The following is a 15,060-nucleotide window of genomic DNA, read 5'->3' on the forward strand; positions in this document are numbered from 1 at the left end:
TTATGTCTCAATCTCCTTCTCCTAATGATCATGACAGTACGTGAATGATCAATAGAGCGAGCTACTCTGCATAGTTTTCAAGATTTGTGCTTAACCATGCGGAGTAGAGAACTTTACTCATTGCCAATTTGGACTTTTATATTTTATCATTTAATAGATTATAACAAAGAGACTGAAACAATACTCAGCCATAAAAAAGCATCTTTTGGTATGGATTTGGAAGTGAAACGTCAAGAAAATGAGTTATTAATGATTTAGTAAAAACAAAAAAAGAAATTGCGAAAACAACATCTCAATGTTGATTCCGCAATTTTTCTCATTTAAAACTGGTTTTGTCCCAGCCCCTTTACGGTTATGTTATTTTTGAGCGTCTTTTTTGGCGAAACTATTTTGTATTTCTTTAATTAGTAGTTCTGCACCTTCTGGACTTAGAACGAGATTGCCACCTGCAATAGAGATGTTTCGTTCAGAGACTTTTCCAGTAACATGACAGGCCATATCGGGTTTGTATTTCTCGAGTACAATACGATCGCCATCCAAATAAATTTCAACTTGATCTTTCACATTAATTCCAAGAGACCGGCGAATGTCAATTGGAATAACAATTCTGCCAAGTTTATCTACTTTTCGTACGACACCAACTGATTTCATTTTCAATTTTCCCCTCCATAGGTCATTAGAAATAATTTCGTACTGTTGAACTAGCCATTAGTTACCTCCGCCAAAATTCACGCTTGATAAATAAGAATATTAAAAAAATTAATACGATGAAGAAAACACCCATTTATTTTTAGTTATGTAAAATGGGAATCTGTACTTATGTTTTGGAAAATGATAGGAAGCATCATATATATTATATAGTGAATAAAAACATGTAATCAAGTATATGATTTTTCTTAAGGTTAAAAACAAGTTGCTATCATATAGACTGTGAATGGAAATATTTAATTAAAATCGCTACAATAGGAGTAATACGGATTTATGTAAATAAACCGAGGAGGAAAGAAAATGTCGGAAAACAAACAAACATTTTATATTACGACACCGATTTATTATCCAAGTGATAAATTACATATAGGACATGCATATACCACAACGGCTGGTGATGCCATGGCACGTTATAAACGAATGCGTGGTTACGATGTCATGTATTTAACAGGGACAGATGAACACGGTCAGAAAATCCAACGTACTGCTAAAGAAAAAGGTATGGAACCGAAAGAATATGTAGATGGTATCGTAAAATCTATAAAAGAACTATGGAGTAAATTAGAAATTACACATGATGATTTTATCCGTACGACTGACGAGCGTCATAAAGAAGCTGTTCAAAAAATATTCAATCAGTTATATGAACAAGGGGATATTTATTTAGATAAATATGAAGGTTGGTATTGTACACCTTGTGAATCGTTTTTTACAGAAAGACAATTAGAGAATGGTAATTGTCCAGATTGCCATCGTGGTGTTGAAAAGGTGAAAGAGGAATCATATTTCTTCAAAATGAGCAAATACGCCGACCGTTTAATCCAGTATTATGAGGATCATCCTGAATTTATTCAACCTGAAAGCCGTAAAAATGAAATGCTGAATAATTTCCTTAAACCTGGACTAGAAGATTTGGCTATATCACGGACAACATTTGACTGGGGTATTAAAGTACCAAATGATCCGAAACATGTTGTATATGTATGGATTGACGCTTTAACAAATTATATTACAGCATTAGGCTATACGACAGAACATGACGAGAAGTATCAAAAGTATTGGCCAGCAGATGTTCATCTGATTGGTAAGGAAATCGTTCGTTTCCATACGATTTATTGGCCAATTATATTAATGGCACTCGATTTACCACTGCCTAAAAAAGTGTATGCACACGGTTGGATTTTAATGAAAGACGGTAAAATGTCAAAATCAAAAGGGAATGTCATCGATCCCGTTAAGCTTATTGATCGCTATGGTCTTGATGCTTTACGCTATTACTTACTTCGAGAAATCCCATTTGGTCACGATGGTGTATTTACGCCAGAAGACTTTGTAGAGCGTATAAACTATGACTTAGCTAATGATTTAGGAAACCTACTTAATCGAACAGTTACAATGATTGATAAATATTTCTCAGGTATCATTCCACCTTATCAAAAAGGAGAAACAGCTGTTGATCAAGACCTTGAAGCAACGATTGAAAAAACAGTTGAAAAAGTAGAACAAGCGATGGACCATATGCAATTTCATGTTGCTCTATCTGAAATATGGCAGTTAATTAGTCGAACAAATAAATATATTGATGAGAATGAGCCTTGGGTATTAGCTAAAGATGAGACAAAGAAGAATCGCCTAGGTAATGTTATGGCTCATTTAGCCGATTCATTACGAATTGTTGCAGTTATGTTACAACCATTTTTAATCAAATCGACAGATCGTCTTCTCACTCAACTTGGCTTAACAGATGATCGATATAAAGCATGGGAAACCATTTATGAACACGGTATTATTTCAGAAGGAACAAAGGTTAAAAAAGGTGAGCAACTCTTTCCACGTTTAGACATGGAAAAGGAAGTTCTGCAAATTGTTGCTATGATGGGTGGCTCTAAAACAGAACAACAAGAAGAAAAAGAGAAAAAACCTGAAATAACTTTTGATGAATTTATGAAATCGGACTTACGTGTTGCTGAAGTTCTTAAATGTGAAAAAGTAAAAGGTGCAGATAAATTACTGAAATTCCAACTCGACCTTGGAACAGAAACAAGACAAGTGATCTCTGGTATTGCCGAATATTATCAACCAGAACAATTGATTGGGGAAAAAGTAGTCTGTGTGACCAATTTAAAACCAGTTAAATTACGTGGTGAATGGTCAGAAGGAATGATTTTATCAGGAGAAGACGAAGCTACTGGAAAGCTTTCATTAATAACTGCAAACTCTAATTTACCAAATGGATCTGTTGTAAAATAAAAAAGCAAACTAAGGTCAATCTCATGGAGGAGATTGACCTTAGTTTTAATAAAGGAGATTTATTATGTTATTTGATACACATGTTCATTTAAATGCACATCAATTTACTGAAGATCGCCACGATATCATCATGCGTGCTCGTGAAGCAGGTGTTACATATATGAATGTGGTAGGATTTGATCGTAAAACAATAGAATTGGCACTAGAAATTGTGAATCAATATGAAAACATATACGCTTCTATTGGCTGGCATCCTGTTGATGCCATTGATATGACTGAAGCCGACTTAAAATGGATTGAAACATTAAGTAAACATCCAAAAGTTGTTGCCTTAGGAGAAATGGGGCTTGATTATCATTGGGATAAGTCTCCGAAGAACATTCAAAAAGACGTATTCCGTCAACAAATCCAGCTTGCTAAACATGTGAAAATGCCGATAATTATTCACAATCGTGAAGCGACCGAAGATGTACTTCAGATTTTAGCGGAAGAAAATGCGAAAGATGTAGGCGGTATTATGCATTGTTATAGTGATACGCCTGAATACGTACCTGAAATTTTAGACATGAACTTTTATATTTCTTTAGGCGGTCCAGTTACATTTAAAAATGCAACCCATCCAAAGGAAGTAGCTAAGATTGTTCCAATAGATCGCTTGTTAATCGAAACAGATGCTCCTTACTTAGCACCACATCCAAATCGTGGAAAACGTAATGAACCGGCTTATGTCACATTAGTAGCTGAGAAAATAGCTCAACTTCGAGATATGTCAGTGGAAGAACTTGCTAAAACTACAACTAAAAACGCTTTAACACTTTTTAAAATTAATAAAAACGGGCAGTAATTGGAATAAAAAGGAAATTATTTTTCTCATCGCATTGAAAAAAAACGTAAAAATATTGTATGCCTTTTAAACAATTGAATATTCTGTCTTTTTCTAAAAGTATTGATGCTATTGGCTTTGTTACATGGATGAATACTTATTTAACCGTGCATTCCTGTTTGTAACCGAAATGTAATTTATTCGTAATCGGAATAACTTTGACATTGCATTTGCCCCTTTATATAATCAATCACGAATCAAGGAGGCAAGATGCATGCGAAAAATTTCAAAACTATTTCCACCTGCGAAATTTAGACCACTGATTTCAACAATAGGTGTTATCGCACTCACGTTGTTTTCAGTTGTGGTTCTTTATGAAGCATCAAAAGTGGAAGTAGTCTTTGCCGATAATGGCAAAACCAAAACAATTAAAACACATGCTAATACAATACAAGAGTTACTAGAAGAAATTGGAATTATAGTTGGAGAACATGATGAACTATCACATGATATAGACACTGAAGTAAAAAACGGAATGGAAATTGCCTATACAAAAGCAAAATCGATTAATGTCAATATTGATGGTGTTGAAAAACGATATTATACGATTCATGAAACAGTAGGCGATTTTCTAGAAGCAGAAGGACTAGAGGTTTCAGAACATGATGATTTATCCCATCAAGTAAATGATGAGATTGTTGAAAATATGACGATCGATTTAAAGAAAGCATTTCAAGTAAAAGTGAAAGATGGGAAGAAAAAGTTACAGCATGTGATGACAACCGGTGGAACAGTAAAAGATATCTTAGCACAAGCGAATGTTTCCTTCAATCCAAAAAGCGACGATAAAATCAATCAGAAACTTAATAAAACAGTTACTGAGGATATGCTGATTAAAGTAACACGTGTAGATGTAAAAACGATTAAAAAAGAAGAAGAGATTGATTTTAAAACGATTAGACAAGATGATACTTCTCTTGAAAAAGGAAAAGAAGTCGTAGCAGAAGAAGGGAAAAAAGGAATCGTTCAAAAGAAAATTAAAATTACGAAAGAAAATGGCAAAATCGTTGATAAAAAGACAGTTAAAGAGATGGTAAAAGAAAAACCGGTTAATCGTGTTGTTAAAGTTGGAACAAAGGAACCTGTTAAAGTTGCTGAAACAACTGTTTCAAAACCAAAATCAAAATCAAAATTAAAAGCACAACCAAAACCAAAAGTAACAACAGTTACTCCAACTAAGACATCAGCGAAACCAACTCCTAACAAGAAAAAGTCTGAGAAAGTTTTTTACATGGATGCTAGTGCTTATACCGCACAATGTAATGGGTGCTCAGGTTATACTGCTACAGGAATTAATTTAAAAGCTAATCCACATCTTAAAGTGATTGCAGTCGACCCAAGTGTTATCCCATTAGGTTCTACTGTGTGGGTCGAAGGATATGGAGAGGCAATTGCAGGTGATACAGGTGGAGCAATTAGAGGTCACCGTATCGATTTACATTTTCCAAATGCCAAAGCAGCCAATGCATTTGGTAGAAAGAAAGTAAAAGTTATCGTTCTTGATTAATTACGAAGTGAAAACAATGCTCTTACCATGCTATGATGGTAAGAGCATTGTTTTATTTATAGAAGGTGAAAAACGTGCACATTAAGGAAATTATTGTTGTAGAAGGAAAAGATGATACAGTAAAAATTAACCAAGCTGTTCAGGCAGATACAATTGAAACAAACGGTTCGGCAATTAATGCTGCCACATTAGAAGCTATTCGCCATGCCCAAGCTAAGCGAGGGGTCATTATATTTACTGACCCAGATTATCCAGGAAAGCGGATTCGGCATATCATTAATGAAGCTGTTCCAGGCTGCAAACATGCTTTTCTTTCGAGAGAACAAGCTCAAGCGAAACATCAAAAAAATAAAAGTCTCGGTATTGAACATGCTTCTGTTGAAGACATTCGGGAAGCTTTACGTCATGTTTATGAATTAACTGAAACAAACACAAATATCTTTAATCAACAAGATTTATTTGAATACGGATTAATCGGTGGTAAAGGGGCGAGCAAACGCCGCAAACGTCTTGGAGAAATTTTAAAAATTGGGCATGTTAATGGAAAACAACTCTTAAAACGTTTATCGATGTTTCAAATTACTAAAGAGGAAGTCAAACAAGCTTTACGAGACATAGAAAGGGAAGAAAAAGCAGATGACGAGTAAAAAATACATTGCAACACCGACAAAAACGAATAAAATTTTACAGAAATATGACTTTGCCTTTAAAAAAAGCTTAGGGCAAAATTTTTTAGTTGATGTTAATATTCTTGATCAAATTATTTATCATGCAGGTATTAATCATACGACCGGAGTGATTGAAATTGGTCCAGGTATTGGTGCATTAACAGAACAGTTAGCCCTTCAGGCAAATCAAGTGGTTGCCTTAGAAATTGACCAACGCCTTATTCCTATTTTAGATGATACACTAGCTGACTATGATAACGTTCGTATTGTTCATGAAGATGTATTAAAAGCGGACTTAAGGAAGATCATTCATCACTATTTTAAAGAGGAACAAACGATCCAAATCGTAGCTAATTTACCGTATTATATTACGACACCTATATTAATGAAATTATTAAGAGAAGATTTACCTATTTCAAAAATAACTGTGATGATTCAAAAAGAAGTAGCTGAGCGAATGGCTGCTAAACCACATACAAAAAGTTATGGTTCGTTAACGATTGCCGTTCAATATTATACAGAAGCTGATATTGTCATGTCGGTTCCTAAAACGGTGTTTATGCCACAACCAAATGTGGAATCAAGTGTTTTACAATTAACAAAAAGAGAAAAACCACTTGTCGACGTCCAAAATGAAGCTTTCTTTTTTGAAATTGTTCAAGCAAGCTTTGCGCAGCGCCGGAAGACACTCAGTAATAATTTAACAACAAAATTTAAAGGCATACTTACAAAAGAGCGTATCAATCACGTATTGGATATGATAAAGATTGATGGTTCAAGACGTGGAGAAACGTTAACAATCGAAGAATTTGCTATATTGGCGAATGCTTTTTATAAAGAAATATTCGTGTAGGTATTTATCCTATAGATATTGTAATCATGGTTATGCACATTCTTTCAGTTGTTTGATGTGACAGAGACGATAATAAAGCAGTTGAAACAGTGAGATAAAACCTCTTAGGTAGAGCATAGTTATTATGCTCTTTTTTTAGTACATTAAAACCCGCTCTTGCATAGGCTATCGTATAGATCATAAGTCAATAATGAGGTGAAAGGATGAATGAACAATATAAATTCTCAGTAGGAGATCTTGTGACAAGAAAGTCGTATGGGCATGATGTGTTGTTCCGAATTGCATCGCTAAAAGAAGGAGAGGGTTCATTACACGGAGAAGAGGTTCGATTAATCGCAGATGCCCCTTTAACAGATTTAGTTCTAACAGAAGAACGCGACGTAAAAAAACATCGACAAAAATCTAAAGAGAAAATAGAAAATTCATATCGATTATTTAAACAAGATTACTTGTTAATGAAAGAAAAGCGAGATTATATGGTAAGTGACGGCTATAAACACGTAGAATTTTTTCAAATACCGCCACGTGTACTCCATATAGATGGAGATCCTATCTATTTGAAAAAATGTATTCACCTTTATGAACGTCTCGGTCTTCAAGTACACGGTATTCATCTGCTCGAAAAAGATATGCCATTTAAAATCCCCGAACTTATTAAAAAAATACAACCCCATATGATGACGATTACTGGCCATGATTCTTTTTCAGGTCGAAAAGGTGATAAAAATGATTTACGTGCTTATAGAAATTCTAAATATTTTGTAGAGGCTGTACGGGAAGCACGTAAAATGATTCCAGCACTAGATCAACTTGTAATATTTGCTGGTGCATGTCAATCTCATTTTGAATCACTTATACGTGCAGGGGCAAATTTTGCTAGTTCACCTTCGCGAATAAATATACACGCTTTAGATCCGGTGTATATTGTTGCCAAAGTGGCGTTTACATCATTTATGGATAAAATCAATGTATGGGACGTGTTGCGAAATACATTATCAGGTGAAAAAGGATTAGGTGGAATAGAAACGAAGGGACTCCTAAGAACTGGTATGCCTTATATTAAATCAGACAAAACATTAAACAATCATGTATGAATTTTTTCATACATAGAATGTTAACAATTAGTTATACTAATAATAAAAAAATGGATTTATATATTGCAACATTAAACGTTTGTTTGTTATAATATTTTATTTGACTTTTTTGTGTAATCATGTTATTATATGTACAGTGAGGTGGAGTGTAGTGGCAAAAACATTACTCGAAATCAAGCGTGGTTTAGAAAATAAGGTCGGAAAACCGTTACGCTTAAAAGCAAATGGCGGTAGAAGAAGAACAATTGAACGCAACGGTATTTTAGCAGAAACTTATCCATCCGTTTTCGTTGTAGAGCTAGATCAGGATGAGAATGCTTTTGAACGTGTTTCATATAGCTATGCCGATGTGTTAACAGAAACAGTAGAATTATTTTTTGATGATAAAGCAGTTGCAGAGTAGTAGAACGTCTAACTACTCTTTTTTTTATATTTCAATATATTTACTTAGGCGTTAAAAGGTGAGTTGGTTATGTTTAACATGGATAGACCTTCTTTCTATAGCTAATACTAAACGTGTCGTAACATACTCTTTATTACAAAAGGGAGGGTCTTTCACATGGCAAGACGAGGTATTATGTCTGACGAGTTGAAAGAAGAAATAGCAAAGGAGTTAGGGTTTTACGACACGGTTAAAAGAGAAGGTTGGGGTGGAATTAAGGCACGTGATGCTGGGAATATGGTTAAGCGTGCAATTGAAATAGCTGAAGAAAGTATGCAAAAAGGCAGATCTTAAAGGTCTGCCTTTTTTTATAAAGATGGTCGCTTGAAATATATCATTATGGTACAATTTTAATACGATAAAAGAAGGTGACTTAACTTAATGACTATTTATGAAAAAGCACCTGCGAAACTTAATCTTTCACTAGATATTTTAAGAAAACGAACCGACGGTTATCATGATGTGGAAATGGTTATGACGACGATTGATTTATGTGATCGAATTGAGTTAACGCCATTAAGCGACAATCAAATTGAAGTTACACTGTGGAGTCAGTTTGTACCAAATGATGAGCGAAATTTAGCTTATCAAGCAGCAAAAGTATTCAAGGAAACATATCATATTCATCAAGGTGTTCATATTAAAATTGATAAATGTATACCAGTCAGTGCTGGACTTGGTGGTGGAAGCGCAGATGCTGCTGCTGTTTTACGAGGGTTAAATCGCTTATGGAATGTGAATGTGTCGATGAAAGAATTAGCTCAACTTGGAGCGACAATCAGTTCTGATGTATCGTTTTGTGTATATGGCAATACAGCGATTGCAAGAGGGCGTGGTGAAGAGATTGAACCACTACCTAACCCACCACCTTGTTGGGTTGTTTTAGCCAAGCCAGATATCGGTGTTTCTACTCGAACAGTGTTTCAGCAAATCGAAATAGAAAAACTTCAGCACCCGAATACAAATGGTGTTGTACGTGCTTTATATACACGTAACTTTAAAGAGATGTGCCAACACTTAGGTAATGCATTAGAAGATATAACGATGCAAATGTATCCTGAAGTGAAAAGGTTAAAAGAAAAAATGATAAAAGCAGGTGCTACCGGTGTTTTGATGAGTGGAAGTGGTCCAACGGTCTACGGTTTAGTAGAACAAGAAAGAAAAGCAAAGCGTATCTATAATGGCATGAGAGGATTTTGTAAGGAAGTTTTTCTTGTGCGCATGTTTAGTTAAGGTCCGTCCCAAGTAAATAAATGGGGCGGCTTTTTTAATGACTTAATCTTGCTGAAACACGTACAATAATGATATATTTGAACATATCATTCGGATTTATTATGAGGTGTGTATATGAAAAGAGAAGAACGGATAGTAGGTATGGTTAATTTTTTCCTGGAGAACCCTCGTAAACTAAAGCGATTAGCTTTTTTCGCCGAGCAATTTAATTCAGGTAAAACGACAATTAGTGAAGACATCAATATCATAGATAATATATTTAAGAAACAGGAAATAGGCTATATTAAACGTATTATTGGTCCAACTGGTGGTGTCATGTTTGTTCCAGTTGTATCATTTGCCGACAGTGAGCATTTTATACATAATCTTTGTGATCGTTTATCTGAACCGAAACGTATTTTGCCAGGTGGTTATTTATATATGACAGATATTTTAAGTGAACCAAGTACTGTCAAACAGCTTGGTAAATTGTTGGCGACTGTCTTCGTTGATAAAGATATTGATATCGTGATGACAGTAGAGACAAAAGGCATATCATTAGCCTATGCTGTTGCATCTTATTTGAATGTTCCAGTTGTTATCGTAAGGCGAGATCCGAAAGTGACGGAAGGTTCCTCTGTAAGTATCAATTACGTATCTGGATCAACAGGAAAAATTCAAACAATGGTTTTATCAAAAAGAAGTTTACAAGCTGGTGATCGTGTCTGTGTTGTGGACGATTTTATGAAAGCCGGTGGAACGATTAATGGAATGATGAATCTCTTGTCTGAATTTGATGCTGAATTAGCAGCGATCGGTGTATTAGCAGAAGCCGATGAATTGAAAGAATTACGTGTTATTGATGAAGATTATGTATCCTTAGTAAAATTGACCGAGATGGATCAAAGGAAAAAAATGATTCAAGTAAGACCAGGAAATTATCTAAATATACTAAATAAAATAGTAAAAACCTCCTTTTTATAGGAGGTTTTTACTATTTTTGGTCAATACCCTATAAAAATAAAATTTTTTTAAAAATTTAGCAGGAATTCGGACAATTATGTTGAATAGTATAAGTGAGTTCAAGTTGAAAAAGGTGGTGAAGCAGCATGGAAGTCACTGACGTTAGATTACGCCGTATAAACACGGAAGGTAGAATGCGAGCAATTGCATCCATTACATTTAATGGAGAATTTGTCGTTCATGATATTCGTGTCATTGATGGAAATAATGGATTGTTTGTAGCAATGCCTTCCAAGCGTACTCCTGACGGGGAATTTAGAGATATCGCTCATCCGATTAACTCTAATACACGGGCTAAAATCCAAGATGCTGTATTAGAAGCATATCGCCGTGCAGGAGAAGAGGTTAAACTTGAAGAAGCTGGTGTATCTTAATTATAAGATTAAAAGGCTAATCATTGTGATTGGCCTTTTTCTTTTTAAAGAAGAAATATGTATCGTAGCTGAACCATAAATCTCTAGCTTGTATGTGTTGAAATACATACGTTTTTAGGATATATTCATTAATGGATAAGATTCGTTTACCGTTATAAATAAAAAAATGAGAACAAACATCATTTACATCGTGTTCGCTTATTAAAGAGTGGATTCAATGAGTGAGAATGGAGGCTTCCTAATGACAAAACGATATGCTGTCATTTTAGCAGCTGGTCAAGGAACAAGGATGAAATCGAGTTTATATAAAGTATTACATCCCGTTTTAGGTCGCCCAATGGTGCAACATGTTATTGATAATATTAAATCAATTGATGTTGATCAGATTGTGACGATTGTCGGCCATGGGTCTGATTCAGTAATGGCGTATATTGGAAATGATAGTGAATACGTCTTACAAGAAGAGCAATTAGGTACAGGACATGCTGTTATTCAAGCGGAGAAATTGTTGGGAGATAAGGAAGGTACAACACTTGTTGTTTGTGGTGATACGCCATTAATTCGTCAAGAAACGTTTGAGCAATTATTAGAATACCACGAAAAAGAAGGAGCCCAAGCAACGATTTTAACATCAAGAGCTGAAGATCCTACAGGTTATGGTCGAGTTATTCGTCATCCTGAAAAGGGTGTAGAACGTATCGTAGAACATAAAGATGCGTCAGAAGAAGAACGATTAGTTGATGAAATTAATACAGGTACGTACTGCTTCGATAACAAGACGTTATTTAAAGCGTTAAAACAGATTTCCAACGATAATGCCCAAGGAGAATATTATTTAACGGATGTCATTGAAATCATTAAAAAGGATGCTGGGAAAATTGCAGCATATTTAACACCGGATTTTGATGAAACATTAGGCGTTAATGATCGGGTTGCTTTACAAGAAGCAGAAAGAATTTTAAAGGAAAGAATAAATCGTAAGCACCTATTAAACGGTGTAACGATTATTGATCCATTAACAACTTATATACATCCAGATGTTAAAATTGAGCAAGACGCTATTATTCATCCAGGGTCCATTATTAAAGGAAAGTCTATCATTAAAAAACACGCCGAAATTGGTCCTTATACTGAGATTGTAAACTGTACAGTTGGAGAACATACGATCATTAAACAAAGTGTCGCGCGCGATAGTGTCATTGGTTCTGGAGTTCAAATTGGTCCATATGCACATATTCGTCCAGAGACAAATGTAGAGGACGAAGCTAAGATTGGTAATTTTGTTGAACTAAAAAAAGCAACGATTGGTAAACATAGTAAAGTATCTCATTTAAGTTATTTAGGTGATGCGTCTGTTGGTGATCATGTTAATGTCGGATGTGGTACAATAACAGTAAATTATGATGGCAAAAGAAAACATGTCACGACAATAGAAGATGATGCATTTGTAGGTTGTAATTCTAATCTGATTGCACCAGTAACCATCGGTAAAAGAGCTTATGTCGCAGCAGGCTCAACAATAACAGATGATGTTCCTGCAGAAGCATTATCAATCGCACGCTCACGGCAAACGAATAAAGAAGGTTATGTCAACCAGTTAAAAAGTAGAAAAAAATAAACGGAGGGTAATTTTCCATGGCATCCTATGGTGATAAGTCATTAAAAGTATTTACTTTAAATTCAAACCTTAAATTAGCAGAAGAAATTGCGACACATATCGGTACATCACTTGGTAAGTGCTCTGTTTCTCGCTTCAGTGATGGAGAAATTCAAATTAATATTGAAGAAAGTATTCGTGGATGTGATGTTTACATTGTCCAATCTACTTCAGCACCAGTAAATGAGCATTTAATGGAGTTATTAATTATGATTGATGCTGTTAAACGTGCATCAGCTCGGTCGGTTAATATTGTCATGCCTTATTACGGATATGCAAGACAAGATCGTAAAGCTAGATCACGTGAACCAATTACAGCTAAACTTGTAGCGAATTTGTTGGAAACGGCAGGAGCAGATCGAGTGATTACACTTGATTTACACGCTCCGCAAATTCAAGGTTTTTTTGATGTGCCAATTGACCATCTACAGGGGGTGCCGATTTTATCTGATTACTTTAAGGAAAAGAATTTAGAGGATATCGTTGTTGTATCACCAGACCATGGAGAAGTAACCCGGGCACGGAAAATGGCTGATCGTCTTGGAACACCGATTGGAATTATTGATAAGCGACGTCCACGACCAAATGTCGCAGAAGTGATGAATATTGTTGGTAATATCGAAGGTAAAACAGCGATATTAATTGATGATATCATTGATACAGCAGGAACAATTACTTTAGCTGCCAATGCTTTAGTTGAAAGTGGAGCAAAAGAAGTATATGCTTGTTGTACACATCCGGTATTATCAGGTCCAGCAATTGAACGGATTGAGAACTCAAAGATTAAAGAACTTGTCATAACAAATACAATTCCGTTACCAGAGGAAAAGAAAACAGATAAAATTACGCAATTGTCAGTTGCACCATTAATTGGTGAAGCAATCGTACGTGTTCATGAATTAAAATCTGTTAGTATTTTATTTGACTAAATGCATCATATGAAGCAAAAATAATATTTAATAAAGAAACGAAAGACAGAAAAACATCTGTTATAATAGATATTTAACTGATTTCGTTTAAATAGATGGAGGATGATGAAAGATGGCAACATTAAAAGCAGTTAAAAGAGATGATCATAGATCATCTGTTACAAAACAATTAAGAAAAGAAGGCCTTGTTCCAGGTGTTGTTTATGGAAAAAAATACGGCAACGAATCTGTAGCGATTAATGGTGTTGAATTATTGAAATTACTACGTGAGGAAGGACGAAATGCCATTATTTCCTTGGAAATTGGTGAAGAAAAACCAGTAGAAGTCATGTTACATGACCACCAAATGGATGCAATTAGAAATGAATTGCTTCATGTGGACTTCTTTGCGGTTGATATGGATGAAGAAATTGACGTAGAAGTTCCAATTGCAATCGTTGGTGACCCAGTAGGAGCTAGAGACGGTGGAATTTTACAGCAACCTGTTTTTGAACTTGTTGTCCGTGCAAAGCCAAATAAAATACCTGATGAAATTACCGTTGATGTTTCTTCGCTTGAAATTGGTGATGTGATAACAGTCGCCGACCTGAAAACAACTGACGAATATTCGATCTTTGAAGATGAAGATATGACAATTGCAACTGTCTTACCTCCTGAATCAGAAGATGTAGAGGAAAGAGAAGTTGATTTAGACGCAGAACCTGAATTGATTGGTGCGGAAGAAGAAGAAGAAGCATAATTAGCATAATTGAATGGATTAAGATAACCCCCCATTAAGAAGTATTTCTTTAATGGAGGGGTTGTTTTGCTGTTTTATTATTTTAAAAAGGAAGTTGTGAAAGATGAAATGTATTGTAGGTCTAGGCAATCCTGGTAAAAAGTACCATTATACACGCCATAATATCGGATTTTTGGTCATTGATGAATTATTACAACGGCATCAATTAACTTTAGATAAAAATAAATTCAAAGGTGACTACACTGTGACTCACTTAAATGGTGAGAAATGTTTATTATTAAAACCACAAACATTCATGAATTTATCAGGAGAATGCATTAAACCAATTTTAGAATATTACCATATTAATCCAGAAGATATGATTGTGATTTATGATGACCTAGATTTACCAACTGGAAAGATTCGTCTAAGACAAACGGGTGGCCATGGCGGACATAATGGGGTTCGTTCAACAATTGAACAGCTAGGAACGAAGACATTTAACCGCATTCGTATTGGTATTGGTCGTCCGACGACAAATATGCCGATTGTTAATTATGTTTTAGGGAAATTCCGTAAAGAAGAAATCAGTGATGTAGAAGATAGTATCCAACGCGCTGCAGATGCATGTGAAGAATGGATGAAACGTCCCTTTTTAGAGGTCATGAATGAATGGAATAAGTAATGGTATTTAACTATCTCACATATAGTATAAAAGGGCGCTTTTCGGATAAACTGGTAT

Annotated in this window: 16 protein-coding genes; 15 read left to right on the plus strand and 1 reads right to left on the minus strand. The window is 35.0% G+C overall.

Annotated features, from left to right (window positions below; genetic code table 11):
* Positions 1 to 357: 357 nt before the first annotated feature.
* Complete coding sequence (locus tag HNQ35_RS08710) at positions 358 to 651, minus strand: AbrB/MazE/SpoVT family DNA-binding domain-containing protein (RefSeq protein WP_146937288.1); 294 nt, start codon at positions 649 to 651, stop codon at positions 358 to 360.
* 357 nt (positions 652 to 1,008) lie between these two features.
* Here HNQ35_RS08710 and metG point away from each other — a divergent pair, with 357 nt between their 5' ends.
* The 15 genes from metG (at position 1,009) to pth (ending at position 15,003) form a co-directional block, all read left to right on the plus strand.
* On the plus strand, positions 1,009 to 2,958 hold the full coding sequence (metG, locus tag HNQ35_RS08715; RefSeq protein WP_146937290.1) for a methionine--tRNA ligase: 1,950 nt from the start codon (positions 1,009 to 1,011) through the stop codon (positions 2,956 to 2,958).
* Between the two features lie 64 nt (positions 2,959 to 3,022).
* Positions 3,023 to 3,802: a TatD family hydrolase gene (locus HNQ35_RS08720; RefSeq protein ID WP_146937292.1), complete on the plus strand. Its 780-nt coding sequence runs from the start codon at positions 3,023 to 3,025 to the stop codon at positions 3,800 to 3,802.
* A 253-nt stretch (positions 3,803 to 4,055) separates the two neighbouring features.
* Positions 4,056 to 5,348 carry a resuscitation-promoting factor gene (locus tag HNQ35_RS08725; RefSeq protein ID WP_146937294.1) on the plus strand — a complete coding sequence of 431 codons (1,293 nt, stop codon included), beginning with the start codon at positions 4,056 to 4,058 and terminating at the stop codon, positions 5,346 to 5,348.
* Positions 5,349 to 5,422: 74 nt separating this feature from the next.
* Positions 5,423 to 5,995 carry a ribonuclease M5 gene (gene rnmV / locus HNQ35_RS08730; RefSeq protein WP_146937296.1) on the plus strand — a complete coding sequence of 191 codons (573 nt, stop codon included), beginning with the start codon at positions 5,423 to 5,425 and terminating at the stop codon, positions 5,993 to 5,995.
* Positions 5,985 to 6,869 (plus strand): 16S rRNA (adenine(1518)-N(6)/adenine(1519)-N(6))-dimethyltransferase RsmA, encoded by an 885-nt coding sequence (gene rsmA, locus HNQ35_RS08735; RefSeq protein WP_146937298.1) that lies wholly within the window; start codon positions 5,985 to 5,987, stop codon positions 6,867 to 6,869. Before rnmV ends, rsmA begins: the two co-directional genes overlap by 11 nt.
* Before the next feature lie 203 nt (positions 6,870 to 7,072).
* Positions 7,073 to 7,963 (plus strand): sporulation peptidase YabG, encoded by an 891-nt coding sequence (gene yabG / locus HNQ35_RS08740; RefSeq protein ID WP_146937300.1) that lies wholly within the window; start codon positions 7,073 to 7,075, stop codon positions 7,961 to 7,963.
* A 151-nt stretch (positions 7,964 to 8,114) separates the two neighbouring features.
* Positions 8,115 to 8,366 (plus strand): biofilm formation stimulator Veg, encoded by a 252-nt coding sequence (veg, locus tag HNQ35_RS08745; RefSeq protein WP_146937302.1) that lies wholly within the window; start codon positions 8,115 to 8,117, stop codon positions 8,364 to 8,366.
* 156 nt (positions 8,367 to 8,522) lie between these two features.
* A complete protein-coding gene (locus HNQ35_RS08750; protein WP_146937304.1) occupies positions 8,523 to 8,699 on the plus strand; it encodes a small, acid-soluble spore protein, alpha/beta type in 177 nt (58 codons plus the stop codon).
* An 87-nt stretch (positions 8,700 to 8,786) separates the two neighbouring features.
* Positions 8,787 to 9,638, plus strand: a complete 852-nt coding sequence (gene ispE, locus HNQ35_RS08755) for a 4-(cytidine 5'-diphospho)-2-C-methyl-D-erythritol kinase (protein ID WP_146937306.1) — start codon at positions 8,787 to 8,789, stop codon at positions 9,636 to 9,638.
* 114 nt (positions 9,639 to 9,752) lie between these two features.
* Positions 9,753 to 10,601 carry a pur operon repressor gene (gene purR, locus HNQ35_RS08760; RefSeq protein WP_146937308.1) on the plus strand — a complete coding sequence of 283 codons (849 nt, stop codon included), beginning with the start codon at positions 9,753 to 9,755 and terminating at the stop codon, positions 10,599 to 10,601.
* 125 nt (positions 10,602 to 10,726) lie between these two features.
* Positions 10,727 to 11,014 carry a septation regulator SpoVG gene (spoVG, locus tag HNQ35_RS08765; protein ID WP_146937310.1) on the plus strand — a complete coding sequence of 96 codons (288 nt, stop codon included), beginning with the start codon at positions 10,727 to 10,729 and terminating at the stop codon, positions 11,012 to 11,014.
* 241 nt (positions 11,015 to 11,255) lie between these two features.
* A complete protein-coding gene (gene glmU / locus HNQ35_RS08770) occupies positions 11,256 to 12,632 on the plus strand; it encodes a bifunctional UDP-N-acetylglucosamine diphosphorylase/glucosamine-1-phosphate N-acetyltransferase GlmU (RefSeq protein WP_146937312.1) in 1,377 nt (458 codons plus the stop codon).
* Between the two features lie 17 nt (positions 12,633 to 12,649).
* The gene (locus HNQ35_RS08775; protein ID WP_146937314.1) at positions 12,650 to 13,600 is read left to right on the plus strand and encodes a ribose-phosphate diphosphokinase; all 951 of its coding nucleotides are present in this window, start codon (positions 12,650 to 12,652) and stop codon (positions 13,598 to 13,600) included.
* A gap of 112 nt (positions 13,601 to 13,712) precedes the next feature.
* Positions 13,713 to 14,339, plus strand: coding sequence for a 50S ribosomal protein L25/general stress protein Ctc (locus HNQ35_RS08780; protein ID WP_146937316.1), 627 nt, complete (start codon positions 13,713 to 13,715; stop codon positions 14,337 to 14,339).
* A 103-nt stretch (positions 14,340 to 14,442) separates the two neighbouring features.
* Complete coding sequence (gene pth, locus HNQ35_RS08785) at positions 14,443 to 15,003, plus strand: aminoacyl-tRNA hydrolase (protein ID WP_146937317.1); 561 nt, start codon at positions 14,443 to 14,445, stop codon at positions 15,001 to 15,003.
* Positions 15,004 to 15,060 lie beyond the last annotated feature (57 nt).

Source organism: Cerasibacillus quisquiliarum (assembly GCF_014202495.1).
GTDB classification, from domain to species: domain Bacteria; phylum Bacillota; class Bacilli; order Bacillales; family Amphibacillaceae; genus Cerasibacillus; species Cerasibacillus quisquiliarum.

What these genes read in the sequence shown, in the direction of transcription:
- HNQ35_RS08710 (WP_146937288.1), bottom strand. Translation starts at nt 651, where the DNA reads ATGAAATCAGTTGGTGTCGTACGAAAAGTAGATAAACTTGGCAGAATT.
- metG (WP_146937290.1), top strand. Translation starts at nt 1,009, where the DNA reads ATGTCGGAAAACAAACAAACATTTTATATTACGACACCGATTTATTAT.
- HNQ35_RS08720 (WP_146937292.1), top strand. Translation starts at nt 3,023, where the DNA reads ATGTTATTTGATACACATGTTCATTTAAATGCACATCAATTTACTGAA.
- HNQ35_RS08725 (WP_146937294.1), top strand. Translation starts at nt 4,056, where the DNA reads ATGCGAAAAATTTCAAAACTATTTCCACCTGCGAAATTTAGACCACTG.
- rsmA (WP_146937298.1), top strand. Translation starts at nt 5,985, where the DNA reads ATGACGAGTAAAAAATACATTGCAACACCGACAAAAACGAATAAAATT.
- yabG (WP_146937300.1), top strand. Translation starts at nt 7,073, where the DNA reads ATGAATGAACAATATAAATTCTCAGTAGGAGATCTTGTGACAAGAAAG.
- HNQ35_RS08750 (WP_146937304.1), top strand. Translation starts at nt 8,523, where the DNA reads ATGGCAAGACGAGGTATTATGTCTGACGAGTTGAAAGAAGAAATAGCA.
- ispE (WP_146937306.1), top strand. Translation starts at nt 8,787, where the DNA reads ATGACTATTTATGAAAAAGCACCTGCGAAACTTAATCTTTCACTAGAT.
- purR (WP_146937308.1), top strand. Translation starts at nt 9,753, where the DNA reads ATGAAAAGAGAAGAACGGATAGTAGGTATGGTTAATTTTTTCCTGGAG.
- spoVG (WP_146937310.1), top strand. Translation starts at nt 10,727, where the DNA reads ATGGAAGTCACTGACGTTAGATTACGCCGTATAAACACGGAAGGTAGA.
- glmU (WP_146937312.1), top strand. Translation starts at nt 11,256, where the DNA reads ATGACAAAACGATATGCTGTCATTTTAGCAGCTGGTCAAGGAACAAGG.
- HNQ35_RS08775 (WP_146937314.1), top strand. Translation starts at nt 12,650, where the DNA reads ATGGCATCCTATGGTGATAAGTCATTAAAAGTATTTACTTTAAATTCA.
- HNQ35_RS08780 (WP_146937316.1), top strand. Translation starts at nt 13,713, where the DNA reads ATGGCAACATTAAAAGCAGTTAAAAGAGATGATCATAGATCATCTGTT.
- pth (WP_146937317.1), top strand. Translation starts at nt 14,443, where the DNA reads ATGAAATGTATTGTAGGTCTAGGCAATCCTGGTAAAAAGTACCATTAT.